Here is a 19,146-nt window from a genome sequence, read left to right on the forward strand (position 1 = left end):
GGCGCGCAAAGGACCGGGCCCCCGGCACCGAAGTGCCGGGGGCCCGGTCGCGGGAGGGGTGGTGCGTCAGATCCGCGGCAGCTGGGCGGTCCGCTCCATGCTGTTGAACAGGGAGAAGGCGTCCAGACCGGCCAGGGCCGGGGTCCGCAGCTGCTCCGTGCTCGGCACCGGCTGGGTGCCGACGGTGCCCTGGAGCGGGTTGACGTCCAGGCCGCTCAGCGCGGCCGGCGGCAGCACCGGCGCGGTGCGCGGCTGGGCCAGGCCCGGGACCGGCACGACGACCGGCAGCGGCACCGGGGAGGCGACCGGCAGGGTCGGCAGCGCCTGGTCGCGCAGCACGGCGGTCTGGTCGGTCACGACCGGCAGCTGCCGGGTCAGGTCCAGCTGGTCGGTCACCGGCAGGGTGCCGGAGAACGACCGCTCACCCGACGTGGCGGGCAGCAGGCCGTAGGCGGTGCGCGCCACGTGCGCCGTGCCGGGCATCCGGTTGGTGGCGGTGTCCCGCACGTCCTCCTGGACGCGCGGCATCACACCGGTCGGCAGCTCGCTCACCGGCTTCATGACGGCCATGGCCTTCATCACGGTCATCGGCTTCATCAGGGCGGACAGCGGGGCGGTGGGCAGCTCGGCGTCCGACAGGTCGGGCTTGGGCAGCTCGCTCGTCGGCAGGTCGCGGGCGTCGACCTCCGGCTTGTCCGCCTTCACCGCGGGCAGCTCTTCGCGCAGCTCCGAACCGGCCTGCCACGCGGTCCTCGTCGGCGAGGCCACCCGGGGCGCCTCGACGGGCAGCGGCCGGCCCAGGATGGGCAGGTTGCGCAGCTCTTCCAGGCCCGGGGCCCGCAGCGGCGACCGGTACTCCGGCAGCCGGTGCAGCAGCTCCAGGCTCGGCAGCTCGGTGACGCGCATCAGGTGGTCGACACCCATCGGCAGCACCACACCGCGCCCCAGCTCGGTCTCCTCGCCCTCGCCGGTCCGCAGGCGGCTGCGGTCGGCGGCGTCGGCGGTGGCGGTGCCCGCCACCTCGACCGGCACGCCGAACATCCTGGCCACGCCCTCGGCGGGCAGCTCCAGGTCGCGGGCCGTCATCGGGCCGGTGCCCGTGGTCGCGGTGTCGCCGCCCGAGGTGCTGTGGGCGTCGCTGGTGGTCCTGGCGTCCGCCAGGCCCGCGGCGGTGACCGCGTCGCCGTGCGCCGACGGCGCGAGGGCGGCCGGCGTGGTCAGCAGGTTGCCGGACCACGAGGCGTCCTCGGCGGAGGTCAGGTGCCTGCCGCCGGCGATCAGGCCGGAGCTGCTGTCCGACCTGGAGTAGCCGTTGCCGGCGGCGGTGACCGCGTCGCCGAACACCTGGAGCGGCAGGGTCGCCTGGGACCCCAGGCCGTTGCCGGAGAACGAACCCCGGTCGCCGGAGGTGTAGACGTCGCCGCCGGAGAACGAGCCGAACTCGTTGCGGGTGTCGGACTCGACGTTGCTGCCCGCGCCGATCGCGCTGCCGAACGCCTGCGGCGAGGACGCCTGCGGCACCGACAGCACGTTGCCCGACAGGGAGCCCTCGTCACCGGTCGTCACGGCGCCGCCGCCCGAGCGGGACGACAGGCTGCTGGTGGTGTCCGAGGAGCCGTTGCCCACGCCGACGACCGAGTCGCCGAAGACCTGGGCCGGGTTCGAGGTCGGCACGTGCACGATGTTGCCCGACGCGGAACCGTGCTTGCCGTTGGCCTGCGGCGGGTTGCCGAGGTCGACGCGGGTGTCGCTGTCGGTGGTGGAGGTGGGGTTGGCGACCGCGCCGCCCGTGTTGCCGAACGCCTGGCCGCCGAGCACGGTCGGGGCCGACACGACGTTGCTGGACACCGTGCCGTTGTCGTCGACGCTGTTGGCCGTGCGGCCCGAGCGGATCGTCTTGTCCTCGGTGGTGCGGCCGGTCGAGCTGCCCGCCGCGCCGAAGTTGTTGCCGAACGCCTCGGCGGGCGCGCCCACCGGGACCTGGCCGATGTTGCCGGACACGACGCCGTCGTTGCCCGTGGAGCCGTTGTAGCCGCCGGACTCCACGGCCACGTCGTTGTCGCAGCTGCTGTCGGCGATGCCGCCCGCCGCCGTGCCGTTGCCGCACAGGTCGGCCGCGCCCGCCGGGGGCAGGTTGGCCGAGTTGGCCGACAGCACCGAGCGGTCGCCGTTGGTGTACGTGTCGCCGCCCGCGACGGTGACCACGTCGTTCGCGTGCCGGGAGGAGGTGTTGCCCACGCCCGACGCCGAGTTGCCCGAGCCGGCCACCGGCAGCGCCACGGGCGCGTCGGCGTAGTTGCCGGACAGCACCGAGTCCTGGCCCGCGGTCCGGCTGTTGCCGCCGGCGTACGCGTCGTTGGTCGCCCGGCCGGCGACGTTCGAGTTGCCCACGCCGCCGAGGGCGTTGTTGTCGGCCGAGGCGGGGCCGGCCAGGGACGGCTGCGCGATGTTGCCCGCGAGGGTGCCGTCCTTGCCGGTGGTCTCCGCCCACATCGACGGGCCGCCCGGGAAGGGGTGCGTGTCGCCCGCGTCGGCGTAGGAGCGGTCGTCGGCGTTGGCGTCCGCGTTGCCCACGGCGCCGAAGCCGTTGCCGCTCACCCCGACGACCGGGGCCAGCGGCACGCCGAGGACGTTGCCGCCGGCGCTGCTGCGGTCGCCGTCGGTGCGCAGCGAACCCGGCGCGGTGACGTGGTTGGACGCGGTGGAGGTGGTGTGCGAGTTGCCGCCCGCCGCCAGCGCGTTGCCGTTCACCTGCACCGGCGCGGCGCCCTGGAGCGCGGCGACGTTGCCGGACAGCGAGCCGTGGCGGCCCGAGGTCCGCACGTCGCCGCCCGCGGTGGCCCGCTGGTCGGAGGTGGTGCGGCTCTCGGCGTTGGACAGCGCGGCGATCGCGTTGCCGGTGACCTGCGGCGAGACCGCGGCGGCGGCGCGGGCCGCGTTGCCCGACAGCGAGCCGTAGGAGCCGTCGGTCTGGACGTCGCCGGTGCTCTCGGCCGACCGGGAGCAGTCGGCCTCGGTGTAGGAGTTGCCGCCCGCGCCGATCGCGTTGCCGCAGACGTTGACGGGCATCGCGACGTCGGCGCCGACGGTGTTGCCGCGGGTGACGCCCGTCCGGTTGACGCCGGACAGGCCCTCCCGGGTGCCGCGGACCAGCGGGTTGGGGTGGTCGGCGACGCGGCCGGCCGGCGTCTCCGCCAGGGAGGGGGTGCGCAGCTCGCCGCGGACGGCGGGCAGGTCGTGGTTGCCCACCGGGGTGCCCAGGTTGTTGCGGTCGACGTCGACCGGGACCCGCACCCTCGCGTCGAGCGGGTTGGGCCGCGCGTCGGGGTTGACGTTCTCCTGGGCTGAAGCGATGCCCGTACCGAGCATCAGCAAACCACCCGTGACAAGTGCGGTTTGGAGACCGCGCTTGGCCCAGGTCTGCATGACTTCTCCTTCGTTCGGTGTCCCTTGCGGGAGGTGAGGGGTGGCCGGACGCGCAAGGCGCGTCGGAGGCGACGGCCACCCCGGTTCGGGGATGGGAATGGGGCGCGGCGTCTCGACCGAAGGGAGCGCGCACGAGTGGCGCGACGGTCGATTACCGGGCCGGCTCGTCAGCGAGCCGGCGCGGACCGCGCGCGTTGGTCAGTCAGGGGTGATGCCGGGCTGCTTGCCGGGCATCACGACGTTCCGCACGGTGGCGGGGAACAGAGCCCGGGCCACGGCGGTGTCGGAGAGGTGGGCGGACGCGGTCGTGTACTGACCGCCGCCGCCACCGGAGGATCCGGACGCGTCGCCACCGCAGGTGCAGTGGGCCGGCACGCCGAGCGGGGGCGCGAACGGCATCAACGGGAGTCCGGACGGGTCGCCCGGGAGGGACGGCCCGCGGTCGGCCGCTGGCACCGGTGCGGTGCCGGGGGCCTGGTCCAGCCAGAGCAGGCTGAGCTTGGCGAACACCCCGGTCACCACCGGCGTGCCGGCATCAACCGGCACGGCGGTGGTGGTGGGGGTGGTTTCGGGGGTGGGGTGGGCCGGAGCGCGACCGACCGGGCCGTCGTCGTCGGTGGTGGTCACCGGCTTCGGCGCGGAAGGCCGGAACCAGGTGCCCACGTGCCCGACGGTGCCGCGGATCTCCTCCGCGACGCGGCCCAGTTCGGGGCTCTTCGGCTCCCTCACCCGCGGTGTGCGCAGCGCGGTGTCCAACTCCCGCACGGCCTGACCGAGCCCGGTGGAGCGGAGCCCGTCGGGGTTGAGCCCGTCGGGGTTGAGCCCGTCGGGGCCGAGCCCGTCGGGGCCGAGCCCGTCGGGGCCGACCGGGGCCAGGACCTCGCGCAGCGGGCTGTGCGCGGCGACCCCGCCGACCACCTCGTGGTCGGTCGCGGACGCCGGCGCAGCGGACAGCGCCCAGGCGGCGGCGGTGCCGGCCAGCGCGCCGCCGACGACCAGCGCGGCACGGGAGAGCAGCCGCCGAACGCGGCTCGCCCCCGTTCCCGCTCGCTGGTCAACGGCAGACATCGCTGGTTCCTCCACCACAGGCGCTGGGATTTCGCCGGCATCGTGATCGACGTGTCGTGACCGACGTGATCAAGCCGACGCCGTGGAGCCTGCCAGGAACCGGGCCGGGTTCGCACTCCTTCGCCGCCTGGTTCGCCGGATCGTGTGACGGGGACGGGGTTTCGCGACGGGGGTCAGACCCGCTTGAGCACGCGCGCCGCGCCGGCCGCCGCGGTGGACGCCAGGATCCAGCCCACCGCGATCAACGTGCTGGAGATCCACTGGGACACCCCGCTGAACCGCCACTTCCCGTCCTGCCCGAGGTCGACGATCGGCACGAGCAGGTCCACCGACAGCAGCCACGGGTTCCACGACGGCGACTCGTCCTCGTTGAGCCGGGGCATCTCGTGGCCCAGGAACCACAGCGCGCCGAACAGCCCGAACGCGGTCAGCCAGGCGATCGCCAGCCAGGGCCGGTAGCCGTAGCCGACCGTCCAGCGCTGGAGCGCGCCCCACACCCGGCCGGCCACGCCCAGCTCGGAGTAGCGCCGGTGCTGCTTGGCGATCTGCACCAGCTGGGCCAGTTCCTCCTCGCCGCCGTCCCGGTACACCGCCGCCAGCTGCTCGTAGGGGCCGGGCGCGAAGTCCGGCTGCACCTCGCGCAGCCACCGCAGCCGGGTGCGCACGTCCACCGGCGGCGTGGACGCGATCGAGCGGAACGTGAAGTCGTCCACGTCCACCCCGCCGGTCGCGGCCCACAGCCCCGGCCCGTCCTGGACGGCCGTCGCGGCGCACCGGGTGAGCAGGACCCGGCCCACCGGGGCGTGCTCCTCGTCCAGCCGCAGCACCAGCTGCTGCGCGTGCAGCCCGTAGGCGTTGAGCGCGATGCCGCCGCCCGGCCCGCCCAGCCGCGCGCCCGCGAACGTGGCCATCTTGCCGACCTCGGCGAGCCTGATCCGCACGCCGCCCGCGGCGGTGAAGCCGTGGCTGCACAGGAGGTCCTTGCCGATGGAGGCGACCCGGGCGTCCAGCGAGGGCTTGACCGTGCCGTCGGGGCGGCGGCGCGGGGACAGCAGGCTCGCGCCCGAGCAGTCGAGGGTGGAGCCGATCTCGGCGTTCTGGAGGCGCAGCGAGCCCTGCGCGCGCAGGTCGCGCAGGAACAGGGTGCCGCCGACGCGGAGCCGGTCGGCGAACAGGACGTCGATGCCGGGGCCGTGCAGCCGCGCGCCGGACAGGGACGCGCTGCCCCGCACGTGCGCGTCCACCAGGCGCACCTGCCCGTAGGCGCACAGCGCGTCGCCCCGGGAGCCACCGCCGTCGGACGCGCCGCGCGCTTCGAGGTCGCCGCGGACCTGGATGCCGTCGGCGTGCAGGGCGACCGGGATGCGCTGGCCCGCCTCGCCCGCCTCGCCGGGCCGGTCGTCCGGTTCCGCCACGGCCTCGCGGCGGCCGATCCGGGCGCCGGACAGCCGCAGGTAGCCGCCGATCTCGGCGTTGGGCAGGCGGACCGTGCCGGAGGAGGTGAAGCCGTCGTCCAGCTCCACGTTGCCCTCGACCCGGATGCGGTCGGCGACCAGCGCGGCCGCCTCGTCCGCGGTGCCGCGCGGGATGACCAGCACGGGCCGGTCGGCCACGCCGCCGTGCAGGCGGGCGCCGGAGAACACGGCGCTGCCGCCGACCCGGGCGCCGTCGAGCAGCACGCGGCCCTCGACGGTGAACCGGCCGCCCTCGGTGTCGCACAAGAGGTTGCCCGCGATGGTCGCACCGGTGGCGTCCAGGGCGTTCTGCCCGGCGTTGACCAGCCGCGCGCCGCCCAGGTGCACGTTGCCGCCGATGTTCGCGCCGCGCAGCCGCACCTCGCCGCCCGCGCGCAGGGCGATCGCCTGGAGCGAGCCGGACACGCGCACGCGCGCGGCGAGCAGGGCGTGGTCGCCCTTGGCCCGCAGCACGGCGCCGGCCAGCCGCAGCGTGCCCTCGACCGAGGCGTCGGTGAGGTCGACCGCGCCGTCGCTGGTGAACCCGGCCTCCAGCACCAGGTCGCTGCCGACGCGCAGGTTGCGGCCGAACAGTCCGGGCACCCGGCAGCCGCGCATCCGCAGGGCGACCAGGCGGGCCAGGCGCAGGTCCGGCGGCTGCTCGAAGGTGCAGTCGCGCAGGTCGATCACGTGGTCGACGCGCAGGCCCTCCAGCGCGAACGGGCCGACCACGTTCGCGCCGACCAGCCGCAGGGCCGCGCCGCGCAGGCCGTCCAGGGGCAGGTCGGCCAGCAGCGACGACAGCAGTTCGCCGCGGACCGTGCGCTCCCGCTGGGGCGTCCTCGGGTCGAACCGCACCCGGCCGCCGGTGGCGAACGCCTCGCGCACGGTCTGCTCCACGGTCACCCCGCGATCCGATCACCCCCGGTGCGGGCGCCGCCAGGTTTTGGTGGTTTCCGTCGCAGGGGGCTCGTCATCCCACGGTGCCACCCGGACGGGGTTAACGTGATCGTGTGACGGGGAGAGAGCCGGAGAGCGGCAGGGTGCCCCCGCTGCTGCGCGTGAGCGCGGCACTGGGTTGGCGGTTCGTGGTGGTGGTGGCCGCGCTCTACGTGGTGGCCCAGGTGGTGGGGTTCCTGGCCTCGGTGGTCATCCCGGTCGGGATCGCCCTGCTGCTGGCGGCGTTGCTGTCGCCGGCGGTGTCGCAGCTGACGCAGGCGGGCGTGCCGCGCGGCGTGTCCACCGGCCTGGTCCTGGTCAGCGGCCTGGTGGTGGTCGGCGGCGTGCTCACGTTCGTGATCACCGAGTTCTCCAAGGGCCTGCCGCAGCTCCAGGACCAGGTGAACGCCAGCCTGGGCACCATCCGCGACTGGCTGCGCGACGGGCCGCTGCACCTGAGCGACGTGCAGCTCCAGCAGTACCTGGACGACGTGGTCGAGACGGTCCAGGAGAACCAGGGCGAGATCACCTCGGGCGCGCTGACCACGGCGGCGACCCTCGGCGAGATCCTGACCGGCCTGGTGCTCGCGCTGTTCACGCTCATCTTCTTCCTGCACGACGGCGACGGGATCTGGCGGTTCCTGGTCCGGATCGTGCCGCACGACGTGCGCGACCGGGCGGACGTGGCGGGCCGGCGCGGGTTCGCCTCGCTGGTGTCCTACGTGCGGGCGACCGCGCTGGTGGCCGTGGTCGACGCGGTCGGCGTGGGCGTCGGCCTGTGGCTGGTGGACGTGCCGCTGGTGGTGCCGCTGTCGGCGCTGGTGTTCCTCGGCGCGTTCATCCCGATCGTCGGCGCGGTGTTCGCCGGCGCGGTGGCGGTGCTGGTGGCGCTGGTGGCCAACGGGCCGGTGGAGGCGCTGATCATCCTGGGTGTGCTGATCGGCGTGATGCAGCTGGAGAGCCACGTGCTCCAGCCGCTGCTGCTGGGCCGCGCGGTGAAGCTGCACCCGCTGGCGGTGGTGCTGGCGATCGCCGCCGGGTTGGTGGTCAGCGGGATGGCGGGCGCGCTGCTGGCGGTGCCGCTGCTGGCGGTGCTGAACTCGGGCATCCGGTCGCTGCTGTCGAACTCGGACAGGTCCGTGCGGCCGCGGCAGGTGGACGTGCACGAACCGCAGGAGAGCGGCGCGGTGGACACGGCGGGCGACCGGGTGGAGGACATCGAGGGCCGCGAGCGGCCGGACGCCGGCCACAGCGGCAGGCGCTGACCCCGGCGGGGTGGGTCGGCCCGGCGTGGGTCGACCCCGGCGGGGTCGGTCGGTCCGGCGAGGTGGGTCGGCCCGGCGGAGTCGGTCGGCCCGCCGGGGTCGGCCCCACCGGGATCGGTCAGGCCATCTCGACGAGGTTGCGGCCGTAGCCCTTGGCGGACAGCAGCGCGGCGTCCGCGGCGACCAGCAGGTCGGGCAGCTCGTAGCCGAAGCGCCGGGTGGTGGCCACGCCGATGCTCACGGTCAGGCCGGTGAGCAGGTGCTCCCGGCCGTGCGTGTCGACCGTGGGCACGGCCAGGTCGGCCACGGCGTGCCGGACCCGCTGGGCGACCGAGCGGGCGATGGCCGGTTCGGCGTCGGGGAGCAGCACGACGAACTCCTCGCCGCCGAAGCGGCCCACCAGGTCGCCGCTGCGCACGGTCCCGGACAGCAGCAGGGCCACCGCGCTCAGCGCCGAGTCGCCGGCCAGGTGGCCGACCTCGTCGTTGACCCGCTTGAAGTGGTCGAGGTCGAGCAGCATCACGGCCATCGGCCGGTCGCGGGCGCGGGCCTTGGCCAGCTCGGCGCGCGCCCGGTCGTCCCAGTGCACGGCGTTGGCCAGGCCGGTCTTGGCGTCGCGCTGCGCCGACCGGCGCCAGTGCGGCAGCTGCGCGGCGCGTTCGAGCAGGGCCAGCGGCGGGCCGGCCATCAGGGCGTGCACCGGGTTGGCGAGGGCGACGACGCCCATCAGGCCGCCGATGCTGACCGCGACGACGCCCAGGACCACGTCGATCTGCTCGCCGAGGACCTCCTCGCCGCGGGCGCCCGGGGTGCGCAGCTTCAGGCCGATCGCGATCACCCCCGCGTGCACCACGAGCAGCACGGTCGCGCCCAGGACCATCACGCCCAGGTCGGGGTCGGGCCGCTCCCAGCCGATCGCGTACCGGGCGCCGAACACCGCCAGCGCGCTCGCGGACAGGGTGAACACCCAGCGGTGCGACTCGGGGCGCTGCGCCAGCACGCCGTGCAGGGCGGGGCCGAACAGCAGCAGGACCAGCAGGTTGCACGGCAGCGCCACCGCGCCCGCGGTCAGGTAGCACAGGTGCGCGGCCCACGGGTTGCGCTCGGTCTCGCCCAGCCGGTGGCTGTGGATCGAGCTGCCGATGACGACCGCGCCCGCGGTGGCCGCGATGATCGCGAACCGGCCGATCTCATCGGGTGCGGGCGGCTCCGACGAGGCGATCACGTGGACCACGACCGCCAGCGCGCAGGCGTCGACGAGCAGCCAGTAGGCCAGGGCGGACTTCCTCAACGTCCACAGTGGCCAGTGGCGCACGCTGGGCCTCCCTCGCCACGCGGAGTTCGACGGGCGCGATCACACCCAGTAACCCCGGTCAGCTTTTCACAGATGTCATCTGTGGAACAGACGGCCACCTGGGGGTTAGCCGCGCCACTCCCGCACGGCAGAATCGCGCGGGAAGGGAGCACACCGTGCACACGAAGCCATCCGACCAGGGGACCCCCACGACGGAGGACCCGGTCGCCCACCTCTGGCGGGGAACGGTCGCGCTACGCGTAGTGACGTTCCTGTTCGCCGTGGGCACCACCGCGGTGCACCGCGCGGACTACGAGCGGGTGTGGCTGGCGTGGGCCGCGGTCGCGGTGATGTTCGCCTGGTCGGTGTTCACCATCCGCGCCTACGGCCGCGAGGACGGGCGGCGCCCCCGGGTCGTGGTGGCGGACCTGGTGCTGGCGTGCGGGCTGATGTCCCTGTCGCCGCTGATCATGACCGACCGGCAGTTCGTGCTCGACGCCCCGCTGATCACCACGATCTGGGCGTGCAACCCGGTGGTGGCGGCGGCCGCGCTGGGCGGCCAGCTCGCGGGCGCGCTGTCGGGGCTCCTGGTCGCGCTGGTCACCTACCTCAACCGCGGCGCGCTCAGCGTGGACGTGGTGCGGGACGCGGTGCTGCTGACCGGCGCGGGCCTGGTGATCGGCATGGCGTCGGCCACCGCCCGCCGCTCGGCGGTGCGGCTGGCGCAGGCGCTGCGCACCGAGGCCGCCACGGCCGAGCGCGAGCGGCTGGCCCGCTCCATCCACGACGGCGTGCTCCAGGTGCTCGCGCGGGTGCGCAAGCGCGGCAACGAGCTGGGCGGCGAGGCCGCGGAGCTGGCCAGGCTGGCGGGGGAGCAGGAGGTCGCGCTGCGGTCCCTGGTGGCCGCCGCGCCCGGCGGGTCCACCCCGGACGGCGAGGCCGACCTGCGGCCCGCGCTCCAGCTGCTGGCCACCTCGCGCGTGCAGGTGTCCACGCCGGCCACCAGGGTGATGCTGCCCGCGGCGGCGGCGTTCGAGCTGGCCGCGGTGGTGCGCGAGGCGCTGTCCAACGTGGACAAGCACGCGGGCCCGCAGGCCAGGGCGTGGGTGCTGCTGGAGGACCTGGGCGAGGAGGTCGTGGTCAGCGTCCGCGACGACGGCCCCGGCATCCCCGAGGGGCGGCTGGCCTCGGCCGAGGCGGAGGGCCGGATGGGGGTGGCCAAGTCGATCCGGGGTCGGGTCGAGGAACTGCGTGGGACCCTGGAGCTCCAGACCGGGCCGGGGGAGGGCACCGAGTGGGAGGTGCGGGTTCACCGATGAGCGTGTCCGTGATGGTGGTGGACGACCACCCCCTGTGGCGCGACGGTGTCGCGCGGGACCTGGCCGAGCGCGGCTTCGAGGTCGTGGCGACCGCGGGCGACGCGGCGGCGGCGGTGCGCATCGCCCGGACCGTGCGGCCGGACGTGGTGCTGATGGACCTGAACCTGGGCGCCTCCACGGGGGTGGAGGCGACCACGCTGATCACCGGCGCCCTGCCGGGCACGCGGGTGCTGGTGCTGTCGGCCAGCGGCGAGCACAGCGACGTGCTGGAGGCGGTGAAGGCGGGCGCGTCCGGCTACCTGGTGAAGTCGGCCTCGGCCGAGGAGCTGGTGGACGCGGTGAGCCGGACCGCCGCGGGCGACGCGGTGTTCACCCCCGGCCTGGCCGGGCTGGTGCTCGGCGAGTACCGGCGGATGGCCGCGGCGCCGGACGAGGAGGACAAGCCGCAGCTGACCGAGCGGGAGACCGAGGTGCTGCGGCTGGTGGCCAAGGGGCTGACCGCGCGGCAGATCGCCACCCGGCTGGTCATCTCGCACCGCACGGTCGAGAACCACGTGCAGTCGACCCTGCGCAAGCTCCAGCTGCACAACCGCGTCGAACTGGCGCGTTACGCGATCGAGCACGGGCTCGACGTCGAACCGGAGGACTGAGGACATGACCGAACCCGACCGGGCGAACCCGCGCAACTTCCGGGTGTCGGACGCGGAGCGCGAGCACGTCGTCGAGCTGTTGCAGAAGGCCATCGGGCGCGGGCTGATCACGCTCGACGAGTTCACGGAGCGCACCGACACGGCGCTGGCGGCCAAGACCCGGGCCGAGCTCAACGCGGTGCTGATGGACCTGCCCGGGGTGGTGCACCGGGACGAGGCGACGCCGGTGCGCGAGCGGCAGGAGCTGCGGGCCACCATGTCGTCGGTCAACCGCAGGGGCCGGTGGTCGGTGCCGAGGCAGCTGGTCGTGCACAACCGGATGGGCTCGACCGACCTGGACTTCCGGGAGGCCGCCATCCCGCACGCGGTGGTGGACATCGAGCTGGACGTGACGGCCGGGTCGGTGAAGCTGGTGCTGCCCGAGGGCGCGACGGTGGACGCGGACGGCGTGGAGCTGGCCGCGAGCAACCTGAAGGACAAGGTCGGCACGGGGGCGAACGGCCGGCCGCACTTCGTGGTGCACGGGCAGGTGCGGGCGGGCAGCGTGGAGATCAAGAAGAAGACCCGCTGGTTCCGCCACGCGTGACCGGGTGACCCACCCGTCGTGCGGGACGCGGCCGTTCGGCCCAGGATCGGGACATGCGCTGCCTCGTCACCGGAGCGACCGGCTACCTCGGCGGGCGGCTCGTGCCGCGACTGCTCGCGGAGGGCCACCGGGTCCGCTGCCTGGTCCGCGACCCCGGCAAGCTGCGGGACGTGCCGTGGGTCGACCGGGTCGAGGTGGTGCGCGGCGACGTGCTCGACCCGGCCTCGCTGGCGGCGGCGGTGGAGGGCGTGGACGTGGTGCACTACCTCGTCCACTCCCTGCACGACCCCGACTTCGCCGACGCCGACCGGCGGGCCGCCGAGAACACCGCCCGCGCCGCCGCGGAGGCCGGGGTGGGCCGGATCGTCTACCTGGGCGGGCTGCACCCGCCCGGGGTCCGGCTCTCGCCCCACCTGGCCTCCCGCAAGGAGGTCGGGGACGTGTTCCTGCGCGGCCCGGTGCCCGCCGCGGTGCTCCAGGCCGCGGTGATCATCGGCTCCGGGTCGGCGAGCTTCGAGATGCTGCGCTACCTCACCGAGCGCCTGCCGGTCATGGTCGCGCCCCGGTGGGTGCGCAACCGCGTCCAGCCGATCGCGGTCCGGGACGTGCTGCGCTACCTGGTCGGCGCGGTGCGGCTGCCGCCCGACGTGAACCGGACCTTCGACCTCGGCGGCCCGGACGTGCTCACCTACCTGGACATGATGAAGCGGTACGCGCGGGTCGCGGGGCTGCGGCCGCGCCGCGTGCTGCCGGTGCCGATCCTCACGCCGCACCTGTCCTCGCACTGGGTCGACCTGATCACACCGGTGCCCCGGTCGATCGCCGCGCCGCTGGTCGAGTCGCTGGTGCACGAGGTGGTGTGCCGGGAGCACGACATCGAGGACCTGCTGCCCGGCGAGACCACCGGCTACGAGCGGGCCGTGGCCCTGGCGCTGGCCAGGGTCCGGGACGCGGACGTGGAGACGCGCTGGTCGGGCGCGTCGGTGCCGGGCGCGCCCTCGGACCCGCTGCCGTCGGACCCGGGCTGGTCGGGCGGGTCGTCCTACCTCGACGTGCGGGAGCGGGCCACGACCGCGCCGCCCGAGCGGCTGTGGTCGGTGGTCGAGGGCATCGGCGGCGAGCACGGCTGGTACTCGTTCCCGCTGGCCTGGGCGGTGAGGGGGTGGCTGGACCGGTTGGTCGGCGGGGTGGGCCTGCGGCGCGGCCGGCGCGACCCCCGGCGGCTGCACGTCGGCGAGGCGCTGGACTGGTGGCGGGTCGAGGAGGTCGAGCGCGGCCGGCTGCTGCGGCTGCGCGCGGAGATGCGGGTGCCCGGCCTGGCGTGGCTGGAGCTCCAGGTGCTGCCGCCGGCGGACGGCTCGACCGGCTCGACCTACCGGCAGCGGGCGGTGTTCGTGCCGCGCGGGCTGGCCGGGCACGCGTACTGGTGGCTGGTGTGGCCGTTCCACGGGCTGGTGTTCGGGGGCATGGTCCGCAACATCACCAGTGAAGCGGAACTTACGAGTGAATTCAGAAAGTCCTGATGGACCGCGCCACCGGCCGGCGGCAGACTGCGCGCCATGAAAGCACTGGTCAAGGCGACCGCCGGGCCTGGCCTCTCCCTCACCGACGTGCCGGACCCGATCCCCGGACCAGGTGACGTCGTCGTCCGCGTGCTGCGCACCGGCATCTGCGGCACCGACCTGCACATCGACTCCTGGGACGACTGGGCCGCGCACAACGTCCACGCGCCGCTCGTGCTCGGGCACGAGTTCGTCGGCGAGGTCGTCGAGACCGGCCCCGCGGTGACCGGCGTGGCGGTCGGCGACCTGGTCAGCGGCGAGGGCCACCTGGTCTGCGGCGCCTGCCGCAACTGCAAGGCGGGCCGGCGGCACCTGTGCGCCAACACCCGCGGCCTCGGCGTGCACCGCGACGGCGCGTTCGCCCAGTACGTGGTGCTGCCCGAGGAGAACGCCTGGGTGCACCGGGCGCCGGTGGACCTGGACGTGGCGGCGATCTTCGACCCGTTCGGCAACGCCGTGCACACCGCGCTGTCGTTCCCGGTCCTCGGCGAGGACGTGCTGATCACCGGCGCGGGCCCGATCGGCATCATGGCCGCGGCCGTGGCCAAGCACGCGGGCGCGCGCAACGTGGTGATCACCGACGTGAGCGAGCACCGGCTGGAGCTGGCCCGGGAGGTCGGCGTCGACCTCGCCCTCAACGTCGCCGAGCGCACCGTCTCCGAGGCGCAGTCCGAGCTGGGCATGTCCGAGGGCTTCGACGTGGGCATGGAGATGTCCGGCAGGCCGATCGCGCTCCAGGAGATGATCGGCAACATGGCCCACGGCGGCCGGATCGCGATGCTCGGCCTGCCCGCCGAGGAGTTCGCGGTGGACTGGAGCGCGGTGGTGCTGAAGATGCTCCAGGTCAAGGGCGTCTACGGCCGCGAGATGTTCGAGACCTGGTACTCGATGTCGGTGCTGCTGCAACGCGGGCTGGACCTGGCGCCCGTGATCACGCACCGGTTCGACCACACGTCGTTCGACGAGGCGTTCGCCACGGCGCGCGGCGGGAAGTGCGGCAAGGTCATCCTCGACTGGACGGGAGCTCGCTGAATGTACGGCGCGATGCGCGAGGACCTGCGGGCCGGCCTGGACGAGATCCGCGCGGCGGGCCTCTACAAGGCCGAACGGGTCATCGCCACCCCGCAGAACGCCACCGTGCGCGTGGGCGACGGGGCCGAGGTGCTGAACTTCTGCGCCAACAACTACCTGGGCCTGGCCGACCACCCCCGACTGGTCGGGGCGGCGCGGGAGGCGCTGGACCGGTGGGGCTTCGGCATGGCCTCGGTGCGGTTCATCTGCGGCACCCAGGAGCCGCACAAGGAGCTGGAGCGCAAGCTCTCGGAGTTCCTGGGCACCGAGGACACGATCCTCTACAGCTCGTGCTTCGACGCCAACGGCGGCCTGTTCGAGACGCTGCTCGGCGCGGAGGACGCGATCATCTCCGACGAGCTGAACCACGCGTCGATCATCGACGGCGTGCGGCTGTCCAAGGCCCGCCGGTACCGCTACCACAACCGGGACGTCGACGACCTGGAGCGGCAGCTCAAGGACGCCGCCGACGCCCGGTACCGGCTGATCGCCACCGACGGCGTGTTCTCCATGGACGGCTACCTGGCGCCGCTGGACCGGATCTGCGAGCTGGCCGACCGGTACGACGCGCTGGTCATGGTGGACGACTCGCACGCGGTGGGCTTCACCGGCCCGACCGGTCGCGGCACGCCCGAGCTGTTCGGCGTGCGGGACCGGGTCGACATCGTCACCGGCACGCTCGGCAAGGCGCTGGGCGGCGCGAGCGGCGGCTACACCTCCGGGCGGGCGGAGGTCGTGGAGATGCTGCGGCAGCGGTCGCGGCCCTACCTGTTCTCCAACTCGCTGGCGCCCGCCGTGACGGCCGCCGCGATCGCCGCGCTGGACCTGCTGGAGTCCTCCGGCGAGCTGCTGGAGCGGCTGCGCGCGAACACCGCGCTGTTCCGGTCGCGGATGACCGAGGAGGGCTTCGACCTGCTGCCGGGCGAGCACCCGATCATCCCGGTGATGATCGGCGACGCGGCGGAGGCGTCGCGGATGGCCGACCTGCTGCTGGAGCAGGGCGTCTACGTGATCGGCTTCTCCTACCCGGTGGTGCCGCACGGCAAGGCGCGCATCCGCACCCAGATGTCGGCGGCCCACTCGACCGACGACGTGCACCGGGCCGTGGACGCCTTCGTGGCCGCCCGCGCCCGGATGTCCCGGGGGTCCTAGGAGGTCCCGGGGTTCGCCCGGCCGGCCGGCCGGCGGGTACCCGCTGCGCTCCCGGGCGGCTCCGGCGAGGATGACCCGGTGATCGACCCACGACGGCTGCGGGTGCTGCGCGCGCTCGCCGACCACGGCACGGTGACGGCGGCCGGGCGGGCGCTGCACCTCACGCCGTCCGCGGTGTCCCAGCAGCTGGCCGCGCTGGAGTCCGAGGTGGGGCACGCGCTGCTGCGCCGCCACGGGCGCCGGGTGTCGCTGACGGCGGCCGGCGAGCTGCTGGTGGGGCACGCCAACGCGGTGGCGGCCGAGCTGGAGCGGGCGGGGGCGACGCTGGCGGCGTTCGCCGCGGGCACCACCGGGCGGGTGGAGGTCGGCAGCTTCGCGTCGGCGATCACGCAGGTCGTGGCGCCGGCGCTGGCGGTGCTGCGGTCGCGCGCCCCGGACGTGGCGCTGCGGGTGCGGGACGTGGAGGGGCACGCCAGCGTGCCGCTGCTGCTGGACGGCGAGATCGACCTGGCGATCACCGAGGGGTACCGGCTGCACGCGGACGACCGGCGGCTGACCCGGTTCCCGCTCTACACCGAGCCGTTCGACGTGGTGCTGCCCGCGGCGCACCGGCTGGCGGGCAAGGCGGAGGTCGACCTGGCGGACCTGGCGGACGACGACTGGGTGGCCACGCTGCCGGGCAACCCCGTGCGCGACGTGGTCGAGCTGGCCTGCTCGCAGGCCGGGTTCGCGCCGCGCATCCCGCACACCTCGGACGACTTCCGGGCCATCGGGGCGCTGGTGCGGGCGGGCGCGGGGGTGGCGCTGGTGCCGCGCAACGCGCTGCGGTGCGACCTGGCGGGGGACGGCCCGGCGGGGGACGGCGCGCTGCGGGGCGTGCCGGTCCGGGGCGCGGCCCCGCTGCGCCGGGTGGTGGCGGCGGTGCGGCGGGGCAGCGCGGACCACCCGCTGGTCGCGCTGGTGCGCGACGCCCTCGTGGAGGTCTGCCGGCCCGTGGCCGGGCGGGGCTGAGGGTGCCCGGGTTCGGTTCGGCGAGCATCCTCACCGGCTCGTGAACGTCTTCACGGGGTGTAGCCCTTCAACCACCAGGAGGAACGATGGCACTCCGGAGCAGAGGACCGGCGCTCGCGGCCACCGTGCTGGCGCTGGCCGTCACGGGATCCGCCGGCGCGCACGCCGAGGCGACGCCGACGTGCGGGGCCGAACAGGTGCGGGTGGCGGTGGGGGAGCGACCCGCGCCGGTGGCGAACCAGCGGCTGTTCGTCATCTCGCTGGCCGCCCGCGACGGCGTGAGCTGCGTGGTCGGCGGCGCGCTGGGCGACGTCCGGTTCCGCGACGCGGGTGGTGAGCACCTGGACGTGCCGGTCGACGACGCGTGGGCGGTGCCGCCGTTCCAGGAGGTGCTGGTCGAGGGCCACCGCCACGGCGTGGTCTACGTGGCCGCGCCCGCGGGGGGCGCGCCCGTCGCGCCGATCGCGGAGATCGCCTTCGACCTGCCCGCCGGTGGCCGGGTCGAGGCCGCGTGGCCCGCCCCGACCGCCGGTCCGCTCCGCTTCACCGCGATCGTCGAGCCGGTGTCCTGACCGCGTGCCCGTGCGGTGGCCGCTCGTCGCGGCCACCGCACGGGTGGGCTCTGCCGGGGTGGCTCTGCCGCAGCGGGCTCCACCGGGGTCGGGATCAGTGCGGCGCGCGGGCGGCGAGCTTCGCCGACGCCGGGTCGGCCGCGGCGAGCGCGCCCCGGGCCGCCAGCTGGCACAGGTCGAAGCTGGTCGTGGCCAGCTTCGCGCCCACGGCCGCCAGCGCGGTGTGGTTCATCGACAGGCTGGTCGCGCCCAGCCCGGTCAGCACGCACGCCAGCAGCGGGTCGGCGGCCGCCTCGCCGCAGACGCCCAGCGGCTTGCCCGCGGCCGTGGCCTCGTCGCCGACCAGCTTGACCAGGCGCAGCAGCGCCGGCTGCCACGGGTCGTTCAGCGCCGCCACCGCGCCCACCTGACGGTCGGCGGCGAACAGGTACTGGGCCAGGTCGTTGGTGCCCAGCGACACGAAGTCGACGACCGCCAGGACCTCGCGCGCCACCAGGGCCGCCGCCGGGATCTCGATCATCACGCCCGCCCGGCGGATGCCCGCCGCCCGCGCGCGCTCGACGAACCACGCGGCCTCGGCGGCGGTGGCGACCATCGGGGCCATCACCGAGACGTCGGCCCCGGTGTCGGTGGCGGCCAGGGCGATGGCTTCGAGCTGGCGCTCCAGCACCTCGGGGCGGTCGAAGGCGACCCGCAGGCCGCGCACGCCCAGCGCCGGGTTGGGCTCGGGGTCGGGTTCGAGGAACGCCAGCGGCTTGTCGGCGCCGGCGTCCAGGGTGCGCACCACGACCGGTTTGCCCCCGAACGGCGCGAGCACCGCCCCGTACGCCTCGCGCTGGTCCTCCACCGACGGCTCGGTCGAGGCCGACAGGAAGCAGAACTCGGTGCGGAACAGGCCGACGCCCTCCGCACCGCCCGCGGCGGCCGCGACGGCGTCGGCGGGCGAGCCCACGTTGCCCAGCACCTTCACCCGGTGCCCGTCGCGCAGCGCGCCGACCCCGTTCCACGTCGCGCGCCCGCCCACGTTCGCCGCGAGCACCGCGCCGTCGGACAACCGCACCTCACCGGTGTCACCGTCCACGAGCAGCGCCGACGCGCCCAGGTCGAGCACGCCCCGGCACGCCACCACGGCCGGGATGCCGAGCGACCGGGCCAGGATCGCGGTGTGCGAGGTGGGGCCGCCCTCCTCGGTCACCAGCGCGAGCACCTTGGCCGGGTCGAGGCCAGCGGTGTCGGCGGGCGCGAGGTCGCGGGCCACCAGGACCGACGGCCCGGCGAGCGCGGGCACGCCCGGCTCCGGCACGCCGAGCAGCTCGGCGACCAGCCGGTCCCGCACGTCGCGCACGTCGCGGGCGCGCTCGGCCATGTACCCGCCGGCCGCCTCCAGGGCGGAGATGAACCCGGCGGCGGCCTGGTGCACCGCGCGGGCGGCGGGCAGCGACTCGGTGGTCACCAGGTTCTCGGCCTGCGAGCGCAGCGCCGGGTCGGCGGCCATCGCGGCGGTGGTCTCCAGCACGGCCTTGGCGTCGCCGGAGGCGGACGCCGCCCGCTCCTCCAGCCGCCGCGCCACCGCCTCGGCGGCGGGCCCGATGCGCGCGGCCTCGGCCGCCGGGTCGGTCGGGGACGGGCCGGCGGGCGGTTCGCCCAGGGGTTCGGCCACCAGGACCACGGGTCCGGAAGCCCGACCGGAACTCACCCCGACACCGCTGCGGCGCTCGCTCGACATGGTCTAGACCATACCTTTCGACCGGACGTGACGTAAGCGGGAGCCAACGCC

General features: G+C 75.1%; 14 protein-coding genes. 9 read left to right on the top strand and 5 right to left on the bottom strand.

Translation table 11 applies throughout. From position 1 onward, the window contains the following. Nucleotides 1–66 precede the first annotated feature (66 nt). From Q5530_RS03820 to Q5530_RS03830, 3 genes are all read right to left on the bottom strand, one after another. Nucleotides 67–3,426 carry a beta strand repeat-containing protein gene (locus tag Q5530_RS03820; RefSeq protein WP_415360742.1) on the bottom strand — a complete coding sequence of 1,120 codons (3,360 nt, stop codon included), beginning with the start codon at nt 3,424–3,426 and terminating at the stop codon, nt 67–69. A 198-nt stretch (nt 3,427–3,624) separates the two neighbouring features. Further along, nucleotides 3,625–4,494 (bottom strand): hypothetical protein, encoded by an 870-nt coding sequence (locus Q5530_RS03825; RefSeq protein ID WP_415360743.1) that lies wholly within the window; start codon nt 4,492–4,494, stop codon nt 3,625–3,627. 173 nt (nt 4,495–4,667) lie between these two features. Then, on the bottom strand, nt 4,668–6,854 hold the full coding sequence (locus tag Q5530_RS03830; protein WP_415360744.1) for a hypothetical protein: 2,187 nt from the start codon (nt 6,852–6,854) through the stop codon (nt 4,668–4,670). Nucleotides 6,855–6,961: 107 nt separating this feature from the next. On the opposite strand from Q5530_RS03830, the gene Q5530_RS03835 reads away from it, so the two are divergent. Then, complete coding sequence (locus tag Q5530_RS03835) at nt 6,962–8,152, top strand: AI-2E family transporter (RefSeq protein ID WP_415360745.1); 1,191 nt, start codon at nt 6,962–6,964, stop codon at nt 8,150–8,152. Nucleotides 8,153–8,270: 118 nt separating this feature from the next. On the opposite strand, the gene Q5530_RS03840 is transcribed toward Q5530_RS03835, so the two are convergent. Beyond that, nucleotides 8,271–9,467, bottom strand: a complete 1,197-nt coding sequence (locus Q5530_RS03840; protein ID WP_415360746.1) for a GGDEF domain-containing protein — start codon at nt 9,465–9,467, stop codon at nt 8,271–8,273. 155 nt (nt 9,468–9,622) lie between these two features. Between Q5530_RS03840 and macS the strand changes: the two genes are divergently transcribed. The 8 genes from macS (at nt 9,623) to Q5530_RS03880 (ending at nt 17,369) form a co-directional block, all read left to right on the top strand. Further along, nucleotides 9,623–10,765: a MacS family sensor histidine kinase gene (macS, locus tag Q5530_RS03845; RefSeq protein ID WP_415360747.1), complete on the top strand. Its 1,143-nt coding sequence runs from the start codon at nt 9,623–9,625 to the stop codon at nt 10,763–10,765. Next, entirely contained in the window at nt 10,762–11,415 is a 654-nt protein-coding gene (locus tag Q5530_RS03850) for a response regulator (protein ID WP_380639505.1), read from the top strand. Before macS ends, Q5530_RS03850 begins: the two co-directional genes overlap by 4 nt. Before the next feature lie 4 nt (nt 11,416–11,419). Beyond that, a complete protein-coding gene (locus tag Q5530_RS03855) occupies nt 11,420–12,001 on the top strand; it encodes a DUF1707 domain-containing protein (protein WP_380639503.1) in 582 nt (193 codons plus the stop codon). Between the two features lie 53 nt (nt 12,002–12,054). Further along, a complete protein-coding gene (locus tag Q5530_RS03860) occupies nt 12,055–13,524 on the top strand; it encodes an SDR family oxidoreductase (RefSeq protein ID WP_415360749.1) in 1,470 nt (489 codons plus the stop codon). Between the two features lie 36 nt (nt 13,525–13,560). After that, complete coding sequence (gene tdh / locus Q5530_RS03865) at nt 13,561–14,595, top strand: L-threonine 3-dehydrogenase (RefSeq protein WP_415360750.1); 1,035 nt, start codon at nt 13,561–13,563, stop codon at nt 14,593–14,595. After that, nucleotides 14,596–15,786, top strand: a complete 1,191-nt coding sequence (locus Q5530_RS03870; protein WP_415360752.1) for a glycine C-acetyltransferase — start codon at nt 14,596–14,598, stop codon at nt 15,784–15,786. Nucleotides 15,787–15,864: 78 nt separating this feature from the next. Continuing rightward, on the top strand, nt 15,865–16,797 hold the full coding sequence (locus Q5530_RS03875; protein ID WP_415360754.1) for a LysR family transcriptional regulator: 933 nt from the start codon (nt 15,865–15,867) through the stop codon (nt 16,795–16,797). 86 nt (nt 16,798–16,883) lie between these two features. Beyond that, nucleotides 16,884–17,369 carry a hypothetical protein gene (locus Q5530_RS03880; RefSeq protein WP_415360755.1) on the top strand — a complete coding sequence of 162 codons (486 nt, stop codon included), beginning with the start codon at nt 16,884–16,886 and terminating at the stop codon, nt 17,367–17,369. A gap of 94 nt (nt 17,370–17,463) precedes the next feature. On the opposite strand, the gene Q5530_RS03885 is transcribed toward Q5530_RS03880, so the two are convergent. Beyond that, complete coding sequence (locus tag Q5530_RS03885; protein ID WP_415360756.1) at nt 17,464–19,095, bottom strand: putative PEP-binding protein; 1,632 nt, start codon at nt 19,093–19,095, stop codon at nt 17,464–17,466. Between the last annotated feature and the right edge of the window lie 51 nt (nt 19,096–19,146).

This window comes from Saccharothrix sp. BKS2 (genome assembly GCF_047689505.1).
Classification (GTDB): domain Bacteria; phylum Actinomycetota; class Actinomycetes; order Mycobacteriales; family Pseudonocardiaceae; genus Actinosynnema; species Actinosynnema lopnurensis.

Bases quoted from the DNA above. Each gene is read 5' to 3' on its own strand.
- Q5530_RS03855 (WP_380639503.1), top strand. From the start codon at position 11,420: ATGACCGAACCCGACCGGGCGAACCCGCGCAACTTCCGGGTGTCGGAC.
- tdh (WP_415360750.1), top strand. From the start codon at position 13,561: ATGAAAGCACTGGTCAAGGCGACCGCCGGGCCTGGCCTCTCCCTCACC.
- Q5530_RS03820 (WP_415360742.1), bottom strand. From the start codon at position 3,426: ATGCAGACCTGGGCCAAGCGCGGTCTCCAAACCGCACTTGTCACGGGT.
- Q5530_RS03860 (WP_415360749.1), top strand. From the start codon at position 12,055: ATGCGCTGCCTCGTCACCGGAGCGACCGGCTACCTCGGCGGGCGGCTC.
- Q5530_RS03825 (WP_415360743.1), bottom strand. From the start codon at position 4,494: ATGTCTGCCGTTGACCAGCGAGCGGGAACGGGGGCGAGCCGCGTTCGG.
- Q5530_RS03885 (WP_415360756.1), bottom strand. From the start codon at position 19,095: ATGTCGAGCGAGCGCCGCAGCGGTGTCGGGGTGAGTTCCGGTCGGGCT.
- Q5530_RS03880 (WP_415360755.1), top strand. From the start codon at position 16,884: ATGGCACTCCGGAGCAGAGGACCGGCGCTCGCGGCCACCGTGCTGGCG.
- Q5530_RS03850 (WP_380639505.1), top strand. From the start codon at position 10,762: ATGAGCGTGTCCGTGATGGTGGTGGACGACCACCCCCTGTGGCGCGAC.
- Q5530_RS03870 (WP_415360752.1), top strand. From the start codon at position 14,596: ATGTACGGCGCGATGCGCGAGGACCTGCGGGCCGGCCTGGACGAGATC.